Origin of the sequence: Frigoribacterium sp. UYMn621, from assembly GCF_040549525.1 — a bacterium.
Taxonomy (GTDB): domain Bacteria; phylum Actinomycetota; class Actinomycetes; order Actinomycetales; family Microbacteriaceae; genus Lacisediminihabitans.
On the sequence record NZ_JBEPTM010000004.1, the window covers coordinates 191,644 to 207,267 of the forward strand.

Below are 15,624 nucleotides of genomic sequence, written 5' to 3' on the forward strand. Positions count from 1 at the left end.
GGGCGCTTCCGGCAGGGGGCCGCGTCTAGGCTGGGCTGATGGTGCATCGGGGGATAGCGGTTGTTCGGCGCGTAGGGGCGACCCTCGCCGTCGCCATTCTCGCGGGATTCTCTCTCACCTCGATGGGTGTGGGCAGCGCCTCGGCCTCCGAAGCCGACACGATCGCCTCCCTGGTCAACCAGGCCAGAGCGAGCGCGGGACTTCCCGGCCTCATCCATAATCCGGCGATGGATGCCGTGGCGCAGCAGTGGGCGAACCAGATGGGTGCCGCCAATTCGATGACCCACAACCCCGACTACAGCACCCAGATTCCGTCCGGCTGGAGTCGCGCCGGCGAGAATGTGGCGACGGGCCAACCCACTCCCTCTGCCATGCACACGGCCTGGATGAACTCACCGGGTCACCGGGCCAACATCCTGGGTGACTTCACCGACATCGGAATCGCCTTCGTGACCGTGAATGGCACCACCTGGGGTGTGGAGGACTTCGGCAAGTACGCCGGGCACGCGGGTGCGCCTGCCCCCGCGCCGGCTCCGGCCCCGGCGGCCCCGGCCCCGCCGGCCCCGCCGGCTCCGAAGGCTCCGGCGCCCGTGGCACGCGCGGCAGCAGCGCCGGCTCCCGCGCCGGTGGCGACACCCGGGGGGACAGCTCCGGTTGCCGGCGCAGCCGCCACCCCGACCACTGCGTCGACACCCGTTCCGGCGACGACTCCCTCGGTCGCCTCCACTCCGCAGCCCGCCGCGAGTTCGAAAGCGACCGAGCGACGCGTGCAGCCTTCGCCGTCGGGCAGCTCCGAGTCGTTCCTGCTCAGCGCGTCCGACTCCGCGATCCAGAAGCCGTTCCCGATCGGTTATGTCATCGGGGGCATCCTCGTGGTCCTCGGGATCGGCGGCGGCATCTACGGGCAGCGGATGCGAATCCGCGGCCGCAAACCGCCGGACACCTAGCGCGCGCCGACGGGCCAGTCAACCCGCCAGTGTTTTCTGCGGTTTTCCAGCCAGTCTCCCTAGGGTTGTCCCATGGCTGAAGCAGCGCAGACCGGCAAGAGAGTACTCGTCACCGGTGCGACCGGATACATCGGGGGTCGCCTCGTGCCGCGACTTCTCGAGGCGGGATATCGCGTGCGGGTGTTTGTGCGCAGTCCCCTGAAACTCACCGACGTGCCGTGGATCGACGATGTCGAGATCGCGACCGGTGACCTCTCCGATCCGCGCAGTGTCGCCAAGGGCCTCGAGGGTATCGACGTGCTCTACTACCTCGTCCATTCGATGGGGGCGAAGGGGGAGTTCGAGCAGATCGAGCGCTCCGCAGCGACCACCGTCGCAACGGCGGCTAAGGCGGCTGGCGTCTCGCGCATCGTCTACCTCGGCGGCTTGCATCCCGATGGCGAACTCTCCCCTCACCTGCGCTCGCGCGCGGAGGTCGGCCGCATCCTGCTCGACTCGGGAGTGCCGACGGCGGCGCTCCAGGCCGGCGTGGTGATCGGCTCCGGCTCGACCTCCTTCGAGATGGTTCGCCATCTCACCGACGTTCTTCCGTACATGCCGGCGCCCAAATGGGTGCGCAACTTCATCCAGCCGATCGCGATCCGCGACGTGCTCTACTACCTCGTCGAGTGCGCCGAACTGCCGGACGACGTCAACCGCAGCTTCGACATCGGCGGGCCGAATGTGCTGCGGTACGGCCAGATGATGAACGGCTATGCGCTCGAGGCCGGACTGAAGCAGCGCCCGATCGCCTCCCTGCCGGTGCTCACCCCGTGGTTGGCTTCGCAGTGGGTCAACCTTGTCACCCCGATCCCGCGGGCTCTCGCGGTGCCGATCATCGCCTCGCTGCAGTACGACTGCGTGGTGCACGAACACGACATCGAGAACTTCATCCCCGATCCCGAGGGAGGCCTCACGCCCTATCGGCGATCGGTGCGGCTCGCGCTCGGCAAGATGAGGGATGGCGCGGTCGAGACGAGTTGGCAGGATTCCGCCGTGCGGGGCGCGCCGAGCGACCGCCTTCCGAGCGACCCGGAGTGGACCGGTCACACGGTCTACACCGACCTGCGCGAACTCCACTCGACCGCGCCGTCCGACCAGGTCTGGCGGGTGATCGAGGGCATCGGTGGCGACAACGGCTGGTACTCCTTCCCCCTGGCGTGGGCCGTTCGCGGCTGGATGGACAAGGTGGTCGGGGGAGTGGGTCTGCGACGGGGGCGACGCAACGCGGCGCATCTCAACGCGGGCGACGCCCTCGACTTCTGGCGGGTCGAAGAGTTGGACCGCGGCCGATTCCTGAGGTTGCGTGCCGAGATGAAGGTGCCCGGCGGCGCCTGGCTGGAACTGAGCGTTAAACCCAACGCCGAGAGCGGCGGATCCAACTATCGCCAGCGTGCGGTGTTCTTTCCGCAGGGCCTCGGTGGGCGGCTCTACTGGTTCAGCATCCTGCCCTTCCACGGCGTGATCTTCGCCGGAATGGCGAGCAAGATCACCCAGACCGCCGAAGCGCAAGTGCTCGCCGATTCGCGTGTCGTTCGGTGACGGGACACGCCGAACAGGCCGCTTCCCTAGCGTTTCTCAGCACTGGCAGGGATGATGGAAGCGCACCCGCCGGTGATCCGGCGCGACCTTGGGAGGTCACACAATGACTGCAGACACGGTAGTTTTCCTCGGCGACAGCCTCACGCAGGGCGGTGATTGGGCCGAATGGTTTCCCGATCTGACCGCGATAAACCTCGGGATCGGTGGCAACACGACCGATGATGTGCTCGGTCGGCTGGACTCCGTGGTGGAGCTCGACCCCGACGAAATAGTGCTGCTGATCGGCACAAACGACCTGGGGATGCGACGCAACGTCGAGAGCCTCGTTCGTAACATCCAGACCATTCTCGTGCAGCTGCGCCGCGACCTTCCCGGGTCGAGGATGCTCGTGCAGTCGATCATGCCGCGCGGGCGCGAGTTCTCCGATCGCATCCGCGACGCGAACATCCATCTGCGCCAGTTCTCGGCCACCGTGCACGCGCAGTTCCTCGACCTCTGGCCGGCGATGGCCCTCGACGACGGCGAACTCAATCCTGCGTTCTCGGACGACCGGCTTCACCTCAACGACGCGGGATACGAGGCCTGGCTGTCCGAGCTGCGCCCCGCGCTCGTGCGGCTGCGCGACCTTCCGCCCATGACCAGCCCGATTCGAGCCATCATGCTCGACGACTACGCGCGTCCCACACCGCAGTCCTGAGTACGAGCCGCCCGGGCGGCCGGCGCGGGGGACCGGCGCCGGAGAGTCAGAGTCGGCCGATGAGTCGAGTGTAGAAGTCGACGCCGCGCAGCAGCGTCGACACGTGCATCCGCTCGTCGATCGCATGCAGCGTGCCGCGTTCCTCCGTCGACATCTCGAAGGGGCTGAAGCGATAGACGAATTCGCTGATGCGGGCGAAGTAGCGACTGTCGCTCGCGGCCATCATGACGTACGGGGTGACGATCGTGCCCGGATAGGCCTGTTCGATGGTCGATCGCACGAGCTCCCAGGCGGGACCGCTGGTCGGTGACACCGGGGAGGGCTCGTTGGGGTGCAGCACGTCGAGGCGCACCAGCGGGTCGTCGATCGACCGCCGCACGTGCTCGACGGCATCCGCCACCGAAGAGTCGATGGCCACCCGGATGTTCACGGTGGCCACCGCGCGTTCGGCGAGCGCATTGGCTGCCTGGCTCGCCTGCAACATCGTCACGGCCTGCGTGGTGCGGATCATCGCGCTCGTCTCCGGCCCGAGACGTCCGAACAGCACGAGCAGCAGCGGTTTGGTCAGCCAGAGATTGGTGAAGATCCAGCGGAGGGGCGAGGAGGCGTGGGCGCCGAGCGTGCGGATCATCTCGATGGTGGTCGGCGTGAATCCGGCCCGGAATGGCCGGTTGTTGAGGCGGACGATGGCCGCGGCGAGACGCGCGGTCGCGGAGATCCGCGGCGGGGTCGAGGCATGGCCGCCGTGCTGCTCAACGGTGAGGGTGAGGCTGAGGATGCCCTTCTCGCTCACGCCGACCACCGCGATCGGTCCGGACACACCGGGGAAGATGTCCTCGACGACGGCACCGCCTTCGTCGATCACGAGGGAGGGATGGATGCCGCGGGACTCGAGAAGCTCCACGATCGCGCGAGCTCCGCTGCCCTCGGTCTCCTCGTCGTGGCCGAAACTCAGGTAGATGTCGGCTTCCGGCCGGTGTCCGGCAGTGAGCTGAGCCTCGACAGCCTCCAGGATGCAGGCAAGCGAGCCCTTGTCGTCGAGGGTGCCCCGCCCCCAGATCAGCTGATCGGTGCCCGATCCGACCAGTTCCGCGGCGAAGGGCGGATGGGTCCAGCCTTCGTCCGTCGCCGAGACGACGTCGTAGTGCGCCATGAGCACCGTCGGTGGAGCGTCGGTGCGCCCCTCCCAGCGGTACAGCATCGAGTGTCCGTTGACCAGTTCCCGGCTGAGCGCGGAATGGGTTGCCGGGTAGAGCTCGGGGAGAAGGGCGATGAGGGCGTCGAACGGTGCCCAGTCGGTGTCAGCCGGGTCGAGCCTCGAGATCGTCGGGAGTCGCACGAGGGCCTGGAGGTTGGCGACGGGATCTGACATGGGTCCATCCTGCAACACGGGGCACGTTCGCGCGGGCCGCCTGCGAGAGAATGGACCAATGACCTCGTACCCGACACCCGAATTCCGGCGTCCGGCCCTGGCCCCTGGCATCCTCGGCGCGATCGTGCTGATCGCGGGGCTCGCGCTCCTCGACAACCCCGGCGGGTATCTCTTCATCAAGTTCGGGGTCGCGATTCTCGCGCTCATCATGTGTGTCTTCGCCTGGCAGTCCGGGCAGTGGTGGTGGATCATCGGGCTCGCCGCCATTGCTGTGGCCTGGAATCCGATCTGGCCATTCGCCCTCAGCGGGCAGATCTGGGTGGCGTCGCAGTTCGTGGCGGCGCTGCTCTTCGTCGCCACCGGTCTCCAGGTGAAGGTGGTCAATCCAGAGAATCGCAACCGGTCGAAGACCGGAGCGCGACGCTGAGTCGTTCGCCTCGGGCAACGGGGGCTCTCAGACGACCCATAGCTCCCTGGTGGCTTCCTGGAGGGTGACATCGTGGAGACGCATAGTCGTGGCGTCCACAGTGAAGCTCCGGGTGAAAAGTATCCTTCACCCCAGAACCCGTCAGGAGAACGTCATGGTCGACATGAGCCCGCAGAACCAGAACCCCGAGCGCGAGACTCCGAAGGATGGCGCGCCGGAGACCGAGAGCACCACCCCTCCGATTGATCACCCCGGGGCCGAGACGGTCCCGCCGTCCGCCGCTCCCGCGCCGGCTGAGGCTGCCGCGCCCGCGGCGCCAGTGCCTCCGGCCGCACCCCGGTCGAAACGAGGACTCATTCTCGCCGGCACCATCGTCGCGGCGGTCATCGTGGTCGGCGGACTCTTCGGTGGCGGCGTGCTCGTCGGAACCTCCGTCGGCGCGAACCACGGGATCACCGACGCCCGGCAGGGTCCCGGGGGCTTCGACCGCCCGGGAGACCGGGGTGCTGGCCCGGCAACCGGGGTCCCGCCCCGCACCGGCCCGAATGCGACACCGCCCTCGGGCACCCGCCCTGACGGCGGGCAGCCTGGAGGACCCGACGGGACTCGGGGCCCATTGAACGGCTAGGGGCCGCACGCGCTAAAATGGGCGAGGCTGGAGATCCGCGCCTCACGACGGCAGCGGATCGGGCTCGAACGATTGGGCTCACAGTGACCGAAAAGACGACGAACCAAGGTCTTCCGCACGTTCCGGCGCACCTCGCGGCGCAGGCAAGGGCAGAGACATCCGGGCTTCCGATGGGCGAATCGGTGCTGCCCCCGCTCACTCTCCGTTCCGACCTGGTGCTCGCCAAGGGGCGACTCGCGCTGCTCAACACGGGCGCGACGCCGCACGAGGCGATGGTCGAAGACCTGCTCTTCGTGCGCTCCGTGTTGGATGTCGCCGGTATCGACTTCTTGCTGGTGCGCGGCAACGACAGCCGCCCGGTGCTCGCGGTCGACTGGCGGGACCGAAAGGTGCTGTGCACCGCGCTCGCCCGAGCCTGTGTCGACGAACCCTTCTACTCCAAGCCGGCCGACGGTTCACGCGGCCCGACCGTGTTGCTCGCCGATGGCCGGCTCGCCAAGGACCCGAAGACGCGGGCCGTCGTCCTGTTCCGTCCGCGTATCACCGCCGAGGGGGCCCTGCGCTACGGAGCGGGCACCGGGGTGCGTCTCGAGCTGTGGAAGTCCACGGCGGATGCCTACCTCGCGCCGGACGAGAACGCCCTGATGCGCGTGACACTGCCGCGCGAGGAAGCCGTGCGCGGCACGGTCGCCCTCTACGGACAGGACTGGCCGACCCTCGAGGGGATGTTCTCCCCCCAGGCGCAGGACATCGACTTCGACATCGACCTGGTCTTCTCCTGGGTGGACGGCGCCGCGATCGAGTGGCAGCGAGCCCGTGCCCGCCGGATGAAGGCCTATGTGGTCGGCGAGGGGGACGACTCTCACGCGCGTTTCCGCCAGCTCGACGAACTGAAGTACGCCCTGCGCTCCGTCTACCTCTTCGCGCCGTGGGTGCGAAACATCTACATCGTCACGGATTCGTCGCGACCGGAATGGCTCGCCGAGCATCCCCGGGTCACGATCGTGCCGAGTGAGGAATTCTTCGCCGACCCCTCGGTGCTTCCCACCCACAACTCCCAGGCTGTCGAGAGCCAGTTGCACAACATCCCGGGCCTCAGCGAGCATTTCCTCTATTCCAACGACGACATGTTCTTCGGCCGCGCGGTCTCGCCCGACATGTTCTTCTCACCGGGTGGAGTGACCAAGTTCATCGAGGCGACCACTCGCATCGGCATGGGCGAGTCCAATCTGGCTCGCAGCGGCTTCGAGAACGCCGCGAGGGTCAATCGGCGTCTCATCCAGGAGCGTTTCGGGCGCACGATCACCCGTCATCTCGAACACACCCCGACTCCTCTGCGCAAATCCGTCATGCAGCAGCTGGAGGCCGAATTCCCCGAAGACTTCCGGCGTACCGCGGCGAGCACCTTCCGCTCGGCGACGGACATCTCTGTCACCAACTCGCTCTACCACTACTACGCCTGGGTCACCGGTCGGGCCGTCGCCCAGACGGATGCAACGGTGAGGTACGTCGACACGACGATGCGTGCGGGGCTCGCCGAGATGACGACACTGCTCAAGAAGCGCAACATCGACATGTTCTGTCTCAATGACGGCAGTTTTCCCGAGCTGACGGCCGAGGAGCGTGCGGCGGCCGTTCGCTCGTTCCTCGACTCGTATTACCCGATCGCGGCGCCGTGGGAGCGGCCGGTCGTCGACGCGGACGGACCGGCGGTCGAGCCGCAGTCCTAGCTCGGCCCTCCGCACGTTCGGGTCAGACGATGGCCAACTCGCGCGTCGGTGGGTGAAGCTCTTCGTCGGTGATCGGCGCCTCAACCGGTGCCGGACGGGTGCCGCTGGCGGGAAACTCCACACAGTGGCGGGCGAGGATCAGGGCGGTCTCCGCCGCATCGACATAGGACACCGCGGCGTCCTGGCCGAGGGGAACCACAGAGTGGAGCACGGTGTTCTCGTAGACGTGCACGAGGTTGAAGGCCTGCGCGCCGTCGCGGCCGCGGGTGCCTCCCACCGGCACATTGAGGTCCTGGGTGTAGCAGGTCGCAGAGGCGACCGAGACGGGTATGCCCGCGAAAGTCGAGTTGGTGGAGTAGTGGAGGTGACCGGCGATGATGCTGCGCACGTCCGATCCCTGAAGCACCTCGGCCAAACCGGCCTGGTCGCGCAACTCGACCAGCACGGCGAGATCCAGCACGCTCGGGATGGGCGGGTGGTGCATCGCAAGGATGGTGCCGTGAGGCGCGGGGGAGGCGAGCTCCTCGGCGAGCCAGTCGAGCTGGGAGTCCGTCACCTCACCATGGTGGTGGCCGGGAACGGTCGAGTCGAGGGCGATGATGCGCAGTCCGCCGACCCAGTGCACGCGGTCCACCGGAGCCGAGGACGGATGCTGGCCGAGAAGGGTCTCACGGAAGGCGCCGCGGTCGTCGTGATTGCCCATCACCCACACCACCTGTGCGCCATAGCGGAGGGCGGCCGGCTCGACGATCGCCTTCAGCTCCTCGTAGGCCACCGGATCGCCGACATCCGCGAGGTCCCCGGTGATGATGATCGCCTCGGGGGTGGCTCCGGAGGCATCGAGTTCGCAGAAGAGCTGGCGCAGGTAGGTCTCGCTGTCGACCGAGCCTCCGTAGAGCCCCGCACCGCCGGCCACGAAATGGGTATCGCTCAGGTGGACGATGAAGTGGTCGGGCCGTGGATATTGGGCCGTGTAACCGGACATGTGCCAATCCCATCACTCCAAGCTGGCCGGGGGGTGAACAAACTGCGGCGATCCCTACCCCAAATCGGGGGAGAGTCGTGCACGGAAGGGACTGGGGACGGCCTAAACTGAGTGCAGCACCCGTTCATCCCGCGTGTGGCCTCGGCCACGGGTACCTGAGACTTCTCGGCACCCGGTGGTCCGATTCACCACTGTCTGACTCTTCACCGGTCCGACTGAGTTGCCCGCTTCGGGCGGCTCCACTCGGGATTGCTCGGTCACCATTGGCACGTTCGCGTGCGGCCAGCCGGTCCCTGAATTCGAGGGACACCTCCCCAGGGGGAGATCGGTCGACGCGCAGACGGCGCTCAGAGACGCAGGAGAAGCATGGCTCGGTCCGGCCAGGGAAAGTCCGCCCAGAACCAGAGCGCCCAGAATACGGGTGGTTCCGGCAAGTCGACTCGCCGATCCTCGGCGAAGAAGCCGGCGCAGCAGAAGTCGCAGCAGCGCCGCTCGCGGGGGACCGACGACGCCGGCGTCATCCCGGTGCTGGCCCGCGCGGTGCGAGAGGTCGAGGGGGCCGCCGAGCGCGGCAAGGTCGGGCCATCCAACCGCACCAAGTTCCAGGTGATCGCCCTGCTGATGCGCGAAGAGCGTGCGCGGGCCAAGGCCGACCGCGAGGTGACCGATGCCGAGCGTACCGAGGTGCTCAAGCGTCTCGACGGTGTCGCCACGATTCTCGCCAAGACCGCCGCACGGGATACCTCCCTCATCCAGCTGCTCGCCGAAGAGACCGCCGTCACGGATGCCGCGCGCACGCTGCGTCGGGACATGCTGATCGCGGCGGGAACCGAACTCTCGCCCGACGAACTGATCATCGTGAAAGAGCCGGACCCCGTGGTGCCGGCGGCCGAACGGCAGGTTGTGCCGCAATCGGTGATCGCACGACAGCTCTCCAACCCCTTCCTCGCCCCCGACTTCAGCCAGAGCGTGAAGGTCGCGCCGGTCACGCACCGACTGGCCAACTGGGAGCTGCTCGAGCCCCTTTTCCGGGCCTTCGAATACGGCTCCGGTGGACAGGTCGCGAGCATGGACCTCCCCGACCCGACTGCCGCCGACCTCAGGGTGCCAGTGGGTCTCGAGCTCTTCCACCACCAGGCAGAGTTCATCGCGAGCGCCCGCGAGGGTCACCGCAGCTACCTTCTCGCCGACGAGCCCGGACTCGGCAAGACCGCCCAGGCGCTGCTCGCCGCGCAGGTCTCGGGTTCCTATCCGCTGCTCGTGGTCGTGCCCAACGTCGTCAAGATGAACTGGGCGCGCGAGGTCGAACTCTGGACGCCGCAACGCTCCGCGACGGTCATCCACGGTTCGGGGGAGAATCTCGACGCCTTCGCCGACGTGGTGATCGTGAACTACGACGTGCTCGACCGGCACATGGGCTGGCTCGGCACCCTCGGATTCAAGGGCATGGTGGTGGACGAGGCCCACTTCATCAAGAATCGCGAATCGCAGCGCTCGAAGAACGTGCTCGCTCTCGCCAAGAGCGTCCGCGCCCGCTCGCCGCGCGCGCTGATGATCGCCCTCACCGGGACCCCGCTCATCAACACGATCGAGGACTTCCGGGCGATCTGGCAGTTCCTCGGCTGGATCGACGGAGAGAAACCGACGGCACGGCTGATGCAGGAGCTCGAGGAGAACGGCCTCACCCCGGCTGACTTCGGCTTCTTCGCCGAGGCCCGCCAGACGGTGATCGACATGGGGATCGTGCGCCGCAAGAAGATCGATGTGGCCGCGGACCTGCCTTCCAAGCGCATCGCCGACCTCCCGGTGGAACTCGACGACGACCTCGGCCGGTCGATCCGCCAGGCCGAGCGCGAACTCGGGCTCCGGCTCCTGTCGCGCTACCGTGCCCTGCTCAAGGCACGCACCGAGACTGCCGACATCCCCTATCCGGAGCTCGTGCGGATGGTCGCGAAGGCCGAGCTCGAGGAATCGAAGGCCGCGAAGACCGGCGAGAACGTCTTCACCATGGTGCGAAAGATCGGACAGGCGAAGGCCGTGCTCGCCGCGGACTACACCGCGCAGCTCGCGCGCTCCGTCGGCAAGGTCGTGTTCTTCGCGAAGCACATCGACGTGATGGACATCGCCGAAGAGACCCTGGCAAAGCGCGGGCTCACCACGGTTTCGATCCGTGGAGACCAGACTGCCGCCTTCCGCCAGAAACAGGTGGATGCCTTCAACAACGATCCAGAGGTCTCGGTCGTCGTCGCCTCCCTCACCGCCGCGGGCGTCGGCCTGAACCTGCAGGCCGCGTCGAACGTCGTGCTGGCGGAACTGAGCTGGACGAGCGCCGAGCAGACCCAGGCGATCGACCGGGTGCACCGAATCGGCCAGGCCGAGCCGGTGACGGCCTGGCGGATCATCGCCTCTCAGACCATCGACGCCAAGATCGCCGAGCTGATCGACAGCAAGGCCGGCCTCGCCGCCCGTGCTCTCGACGGAGACGACTCCGACGTCGCGGGGGAGTCCAGTGTGCAGCTCGACGCCCTCGTCGCACTGTTGGAGGATGCGATCGCCGCGGCGGACCGCAGCTGACCCGAGTCACGCACGTGTGCGGGTTCTGAGCCGGGATTCGCGCACCGTTACGGCGTTGCCGAGCGTTCGATGAGGCGTGTGATCGCGAGGGTGGGGATGGCGAGCCAGCCCGGGCGGTTTCTGGCTTCGTAGACGGCTTCGTAGAGCGCCTTGTCGATCTCGAAGGCGTCGAGCACGGCCCGGTGTTCGCGCAGGTCCCGGCCGGAGCGTTCGATGTAGCCGTCGACGAAGGCCCGTCGGCAGGCGGATGCCCAGGCCGCCGCGGATTCGCCCGGATGCGACAGGGCGAAGGATCCGGCGACATAGTCGAAGGATCGCAGCATGCCCGCGACATCCCTCAGCGGGATGTCCGGGAGCGAACGCTCGCTCATCGGGCGCATCGGTTCGCCCTCGAAGTCCAGCACGACCCAGCCGCGACCGGGTACCGCGAGCACCTGACCGAGGTGGAAGTCGCCGTGGATGCGCTGAAGGGCCGGCCACGGGCTGGCTGCGGCCTCGTGATACACCCGCTCGAGGGCGGGGTGGTATTCCGACAGACCGGGCACCTCCGCGGCCGCGAGCTCGAAGCGATAGCGCATGCTCGCGACCGTCGTGGCGATATCCGAGGGGGTAGTGGCCCGGGAGGGCAGCGCCGAACGCAGGGTCTCATGCATCTCCGCCGTCGTCACGCCGAGGGCACGGGCACGCTCGGTGAAGTCTTCGCCGACCTCGGCCGCGTGCACGGCCACTCTCCAGGCGTCTTCGACCCCGGGCAGGAACTCCTGCGCGAACGCGAGGTGGCCGGTCGCGATTCCCTCGGCCATCCCGCTGTCGGTCCAGAGGCCGGTGACGTGCCCGATAGATCGTGGAGCGACGGTGCTGCCCGCGGCGCCGAGAGCTTCGGTGAGCGTCACATCCGGATTCTCGCCGTGATGAATTGCTCGAAAGAGTTTGCAGATGATCGGGGTTGACGGCGTGCCGTCGGGGCTCGCCACCTGGAAGATGATGGAGCTGTTCGACTGCTCGCCGCCCAACACGCGGGACGAGACGAACTGCACCGGGGCGGAGTCGGGCGTGTGATGCCCACGGGCGACGAGCGGGCCGCCGCTGTTGGCCGCCGCCGGGCCATCGGTCTCGTGAGCCTCACCGTCATCGAGGATCATGCGCAGCAGCGCCTCCGCGAAGGCCGGGTCGTGAGGGCCGTCGTAGATGTAGCGTCGACCGTTCTCCACGTCGAAGGAGGCCACCAGCGCGTTCTCGGCGCCGTCGAGCGGTTCGCTGCGTTCTGTGAGCGGCACTTGGTACAGCAGGGGATGCTCGGCGTCATCGAGCACGAGGTAGACGCGGATCACCGCTGCACTGTTCGGGGCGGCGAGCCCGAATCCGCCGATGACCTGGAGCTGTGGTGCGCGCGACTTGCCGGCGTACCAGCGCTGCTTCGTCATCCAGGATTCGAGATAGTCGGGAACGCCGGCCACGGGCACCTCCAGCGTTTGGGGGCGCTGAGCGCCGAGGATAGGACTCTCCTTACCCTACGCAGCGCACAGCGGATCGGGCACCCCTTGACATGCGGCGGCTTCGAAGTGCCCCCTGTTCGGGTGAACCCCGCTCTGGGGGCAGACACGCGTCTCATCAGCCCATATTGTTCTAGGTAGCACCACCGGGGGACACCTGGGTGGCGGCGACTTCGCGAGAGTCGCAAGGCGGGATACGGGGGTATGCCCGATCTTCGGCCCTCGCAGAAACGAAGTCGTCGCCCCCATGGACCCGTCCTGGGGAGCAGGCTGAGGACCCGCCGTTCGCCCAACTCACTGCCTCATAATGAGCAGATGATCTCCGTATCCCTCGCTCATGATCTCCGCTCCGCCGGGGTGCGCTGGCGCCCCGTCTCGGGTGACTCCTTCGTGATCACCCGTGAAGGGTTCGAGAGTGATGTCTTCGTCGTGAGCGATATGACCATCGAGTCCCACGAGTTCGAGACCGGCACGATTCTCGGCTTCAACGGCACAACGGAGTGGGCCCTTGACTCGGTCGCCATCGAGGATGCCCTCTGGTTGCCGCGCGAAGACCAGTTGCGCGAGCTTCTCGGCGGCACCTTCGAGTCGCTCTCGCGCTCAGCCACGGGATACACCGTTGCCCTGGTCGTCACCGGGGAACGCACCGAGTGGGAAGCCGCCGAGCCGGCCGACGCCTATGCCGCTGCCCTCCTGCGGCTGGTGCGCGCCGCGGCCTGAGACCTGAACCCGGGTGGGCTGGCCGTGGAGAGGGTTATTCGCGCACCGCGAGCAGGAAGGCGTTCATTCCCGCGGTCAACTCGCGGTCGACGGGAAAGTCGAGCCCGTCGAGACGATTCACCGGCGCGGCCAGGCGAACGCTCGATGCCAGCCACACGGCATCCGCCGTTCCGAGGTCGGCGGGTGAGGGCTGGGCGAGACCCGTCTGCAGCCCCTGACTCGCGGCGTACCGGAACATGTTCGACTGGGTCGTGCCGTCGAGGATGCCGAGCCTCGGCCCCGGGGTGAGGATGCGGTCGCCCACCCGGTAGACCACTGTCGACGTCGGCCCCTCGAGCACGTAGCCGTCGCTCGACACGAAGATGACGTCGTCCGCGTCGCGCCGGGCGGCCTCCCGCATCACCGCGCGGTTCACCGCGTAGCTGAGCGTCTTCGCCCCGGCCAGAAGCCACGGGGAGGTGGTCTCCACGTCGTGCCGGTATCCGCGATCGAGCGTGACAACGGAGATCCCGTCGCCGCGAGCGGCGCTGTGGTCCGGAGAGGCGCTCGCGAACGCCCAGCCGGTGGGGCGGTCGTCGCCCTCGACGCCTCGGCTCAGCACGATCTTCACGGAAGCCTCTTCCACCGGGTCGATCGCGGCGATCGCGGCGAAGATCGCCGCACGCCAGGCCGCGACATCGGGTGCCGGCAGCTCGAGCAGTCGCGCGGATTCACCGAACCGCCGGAGGTGGTGTTCGAGCGCCTGCGGTGCCCCCTGGCCGAGGCCGATCGTCTCGAATATGCCATCTCCCCGGGTCGCGGCGAGGTCCAGAGCACTGAGCACCGGATCGAGCGGGTCGAACTCCGTGAGATCCGGTGCGCCGACACGGTGCGGAGGGGCCGAAGCCGATGGCCGGTTGAGCAGGATCAGGGCAGAGGAGGGCACTGTGCCATTCTGCCGCTCAGCGCTCGGGGAGGGTGATAGGCATGCTGGCGGTGTCGCCGTATTCGCGGCCACGGCGGGGGATGAAGAATGCCACGATCGCACCGACGAGGGCGACGCTGCTTCCGATCGTGAAGATGATGCGGAAGGCCTCGCTCGTCGGGATGGCCGCACCGCCGGAGATGACGAGGTGCGAGGAGATGATAAGGCCGACCACGGTCGCGGCGATCGTCGATCCGAGGGTGCGCATCACCGAATTGAGACCGTTGGCCGCTGCCGTCTCGGTGGGGGGCACGACCCGCATGATGAGCGTCGGCATCGCCGAATAGGCGAAACCGACGCCGAAGCCGACGATCGTGGAAACGAGGATGACGTGCCAGATCTCGCTGTGCAGCCAGATGGCGATGGCGAAGGCCACGGTGATGATCAGGCCGCCGAGGATGAGACTGGTGCGAGGACCGCGGGCAGCGGACAGCCGAGCGGCCACGGGTGACATCGCGAACATCACGAGTCCGAGAGGCATCAGGCAGAGGCTCGACACGATGAGCGTCTGGCCGAGCCCCACCCCGGTGCTGGTCGGAGCCTCGAGCAGCACGGGCAGCGCCGCTGTCGTGATGAAGAAGGCGAAGCCAACAGAGATCGAGGCGAGGTTGGTGAGCAACACCGGTCGTCGGGCCGCCACCCGCAGGTCCACGAGCGCATCGGTGGTGCGCAGTTCGACCACTCCCCACACCACCAGCACGACGACGCCTCCGATCAGCAGGCCGAGCGTCGTCGGGCTGGTCCATCCCCATTCGCTGCCCTTGGAGATGGCGAGCAGGATACCGACGAGACCGATGCCGAATCCGACCGCGCCGAGGAAGTCGAACCGTCCGCCGGCCCGCAGCGTCGATACCGGCACGATGGAGCCGACAAGCACGATCGCGACGATCGCGAGGGCGGTGGCCAGCCAGAACAGGTAGTGGTAGTCGAAGTTCTGGGCGATCAGGGCGGCGACCGGAAGTCCGACGGCCCCACCGACGCCGAGCGTCGCGCTGACCAGGGCGACGGCGCCGCCGAGGTTCCGGGGGTGGATGACGTCGCGCAGGATGCTGATCCCCAGGGCGATCACCCCCAGCCCGACGCCCTGGAACACCCGCCCGACGATCATCGGGATCAGGGTGTTGGAGAGCGCGGAGATGATGGATCCGCCGGCCATGAGCATCAGGAGCACCATGACGACGCGCCGCTTGCCGTACATGTCGCCGAGGCGGCCGCTGATCGGCGTGGAGATCGCGGCGGCGAGGAGCGTTGAGGTCAGGACCCACGTGGCATCCGCCGTCGTCGTGTCGAGGAAGTCGGGCAGGCGCGGGATGATCGGCGTGACGAGAGTCTGCATGAACGCCGCGATGAGGCCGGTGAGAGCCAGCGTGGTGGTGATCGCCCGGTCGCTCGGCCGCTTGCTCAGGCGGGCACGCTCGGCGGTCGTGAGGGAACGGTCCGGGGAAGGGGGCATCGTTTCACCCTAATCCTCACCGGGCGATCCTCCCGCCTCGCTGAGCGGGGAGG

Annotated in this window: 13 protein-coding genes; 8 read left to right on the plus strand and 5 right to left on the minus strand. The window is 67.7% G+C overall.

All coding sequences use genetic code 11. From position 1 onward, the window contains the following. The first annotated feature begins 38 nt into the window (after positions 1-38). The 3 genes from ABIB54_RS09215 to ABIB54_RS09225 all read left to right on the plus strand — a co-directional run bounded on the left by ABIB54_RS09215 (position 39) and on the right by ABIB54_RS09225 (position 3,225). Positions 39-947 (plus strand): CAP domain-containing protein, encoded by a 909-nt coding sequence (locus ABIB54_RS09215; protein WP_354575230.1) that lies wholly within the window; start codon positions 39-41, stop codon positions 945-947. Positions 948-1,019: 72 nt separating this feature from the next. Then, positions 1,020-2,528: an SDR family oxidoreductase gene (locus ABIB54_RS09220; protein WP_354575231.1), complete on the plus strand. Its 1,509-nt coding sequence runs from the start codon at positions 1,020-1,022 to the stop codon at positions 2,526-2,528. 103 nt (positions 2,529-2,631) lie between these two features. Beyond that, positions 2,632-3,225: a GDSL-type esterase/lipase family protein gene (locus tag ABIB54_RS09225; protein WP_354575232.1), complete on the plus strand. Its 594-nt coding sequence runs from the start codon at positions 2,632-2,634 to the stop codon at positions 3,223-3,225. Between the two features lie 46 nt (positions 3,226-3,271). Here ABIB54_RS09225 and ABIB54_RS09230 read toward each other — a convergent pair whose 3' ends face one another. Further along, complete coding sequence (locus ABIB54_RS09230) at positions 3,272-4,597, minus strand: M20/M25/M40 family metallo-hydrolase (RefSeq protein ID WP_354575233.1); 1,326 nt, start codon at positions 4,595-4,597, stop codon at positions 3,272-3,274. Positions 4,598-4,655: 58 nt separating this feature from the next. Here ABIB54_RS09230 and ABIB54_RS09235 point away from each other — a divergent pair, with 58 nt between their 5' ends. The 3 genes from ABIB54_RS09235 (at position 4,656) to ABIB54_RS09245 (ending at position 7,382) form a co-directional block, all read left to right on the plus strand. Next, a complete protein-coding gene (locus ABIB54_RS09235; RefSeq protein ID WP_354575234.1) occupies positions 4,656-5,024 on the plus strand; it encodes a DUF6804 family protein in 369 nt (122 codons plus the stop codon). Positions 5,025-5,178: 154 nt separating this feature from the next. After that, positions 5,179-5,652, plus strand: a complete 474-nt coding sequence (locus ABIB54_RS09240) for a hypothetical protein (RefSeq protein WP_354575235.1) — start codon at positions 5,179-5,181, stop codon at positions 5,650-5,652. A gap of 170 nt (positions 5,653-5,822) precedes the next feature. Beyond that, complete coding sequence (locus ABIB54_RS09245; protein WP_354575359.1) at positions 5,823-7,382, plus strand: stealth family protein; 1,560 nt, start codon at positions 5,823-5,825, stop codon at positions 7,380-7,382. Between the two features lie 22 nt (positions 7,383-7,404). Here ABIB54_RS09245 and ABIB54_RS09250 read toward each other — a convergent pair whose 3' ends face one another. Next, positions 7,405-8,367 carry a phosphodiesterase gene (locus tag ABIB54_RS09250; protein WP_354575236.1) on the minus strand — a complete coding sequence of 321 codons (963 nt, stop codon included), beginning with the start codon at positions 8,365-8,367 and terminating at the stop codon, positions 7,405-7,407. A 366-nt stretch (positions 8,368-8,733) separates the two neighbouring features. On the opposite strand from ABIB54_RS09250, the gene ABIB54_RS09255 reads away from it, so the two are divergent. Beyond that, on the plus strand, positions 8,734-10,941 hold the full coding sequence (locus ABIB54_RS09255) for a DEAD/DEAH box helicase (RefSeq protein ID WP_354575237.1): 2,208 nt from the start codon (positions 8,734-8,736) through the stop codon (positions 10,939-10,941). Positions 10,942-10,988: 47 nt separating this feature from the next. Here the strand turns inward: ABIB54_RS09255 and ABIB54_RS09260 are convergent, their stop codons facing one another. Continuing rightward, entirely contained in the window at positions 10,989-12,398 is a 1,410-nt protein-coding gene (locus ABIB54_RS09260) for a maltokinase N-terminal cap-like domain-containing protein (RefSeq protein WP_354575238.1), read from the minus strand. 351 nt (positions 12,399-12,749) lie between these two features. On the opposite strand from ABIB54_RS09260, the gene ABIB54_RS09265 reads away from it, so the two are divergent. Continuing rightward, positions 12,750-13,154: a hypothetical protein gene (locus ABIB54_RS09265; protein WP_354575239.1), complete on the plus strand. Its 405-nt coding sequence runs from the start codon at positions 12,750-12,752 to the stop codon at positions 13,152-13,154. Between the two features lie 34 nt (positions 13,155-13,188). Here the strand turns inward: ABIB54_RS09265 and ABIB54_RS09270 are convergent, their stop codons facing one another. Together ABIB54_RS09270 and ABIB54_RS09275 are read right to left on the minus strand one after the other, a co-directional pair. Continuing rightward, positions 13,189-14,079, minus strand: a complete 891-nt coding sequence (locus ABIB54_RS09270) for an aminodeoxychorismate lyase (RefSeq protein WP_354575240.1) — start codon at positions 14,077-14,079, stop codon at positions 13,189-13,191. Between the two features lie 16 nt (positions 14,080-14,095). Further along, complete coding sequence (locus tag ABIB54_RS09275) at positions 14,096-15,571, minus strand: MFS transporter (protein WP_354575241.1); 1,476 nt, start codon at positions 15,569-15,571, stop codon at positions 14,096-14,098. Positions 15,572-15,624 lie beyond the last annotated feature (53 nt).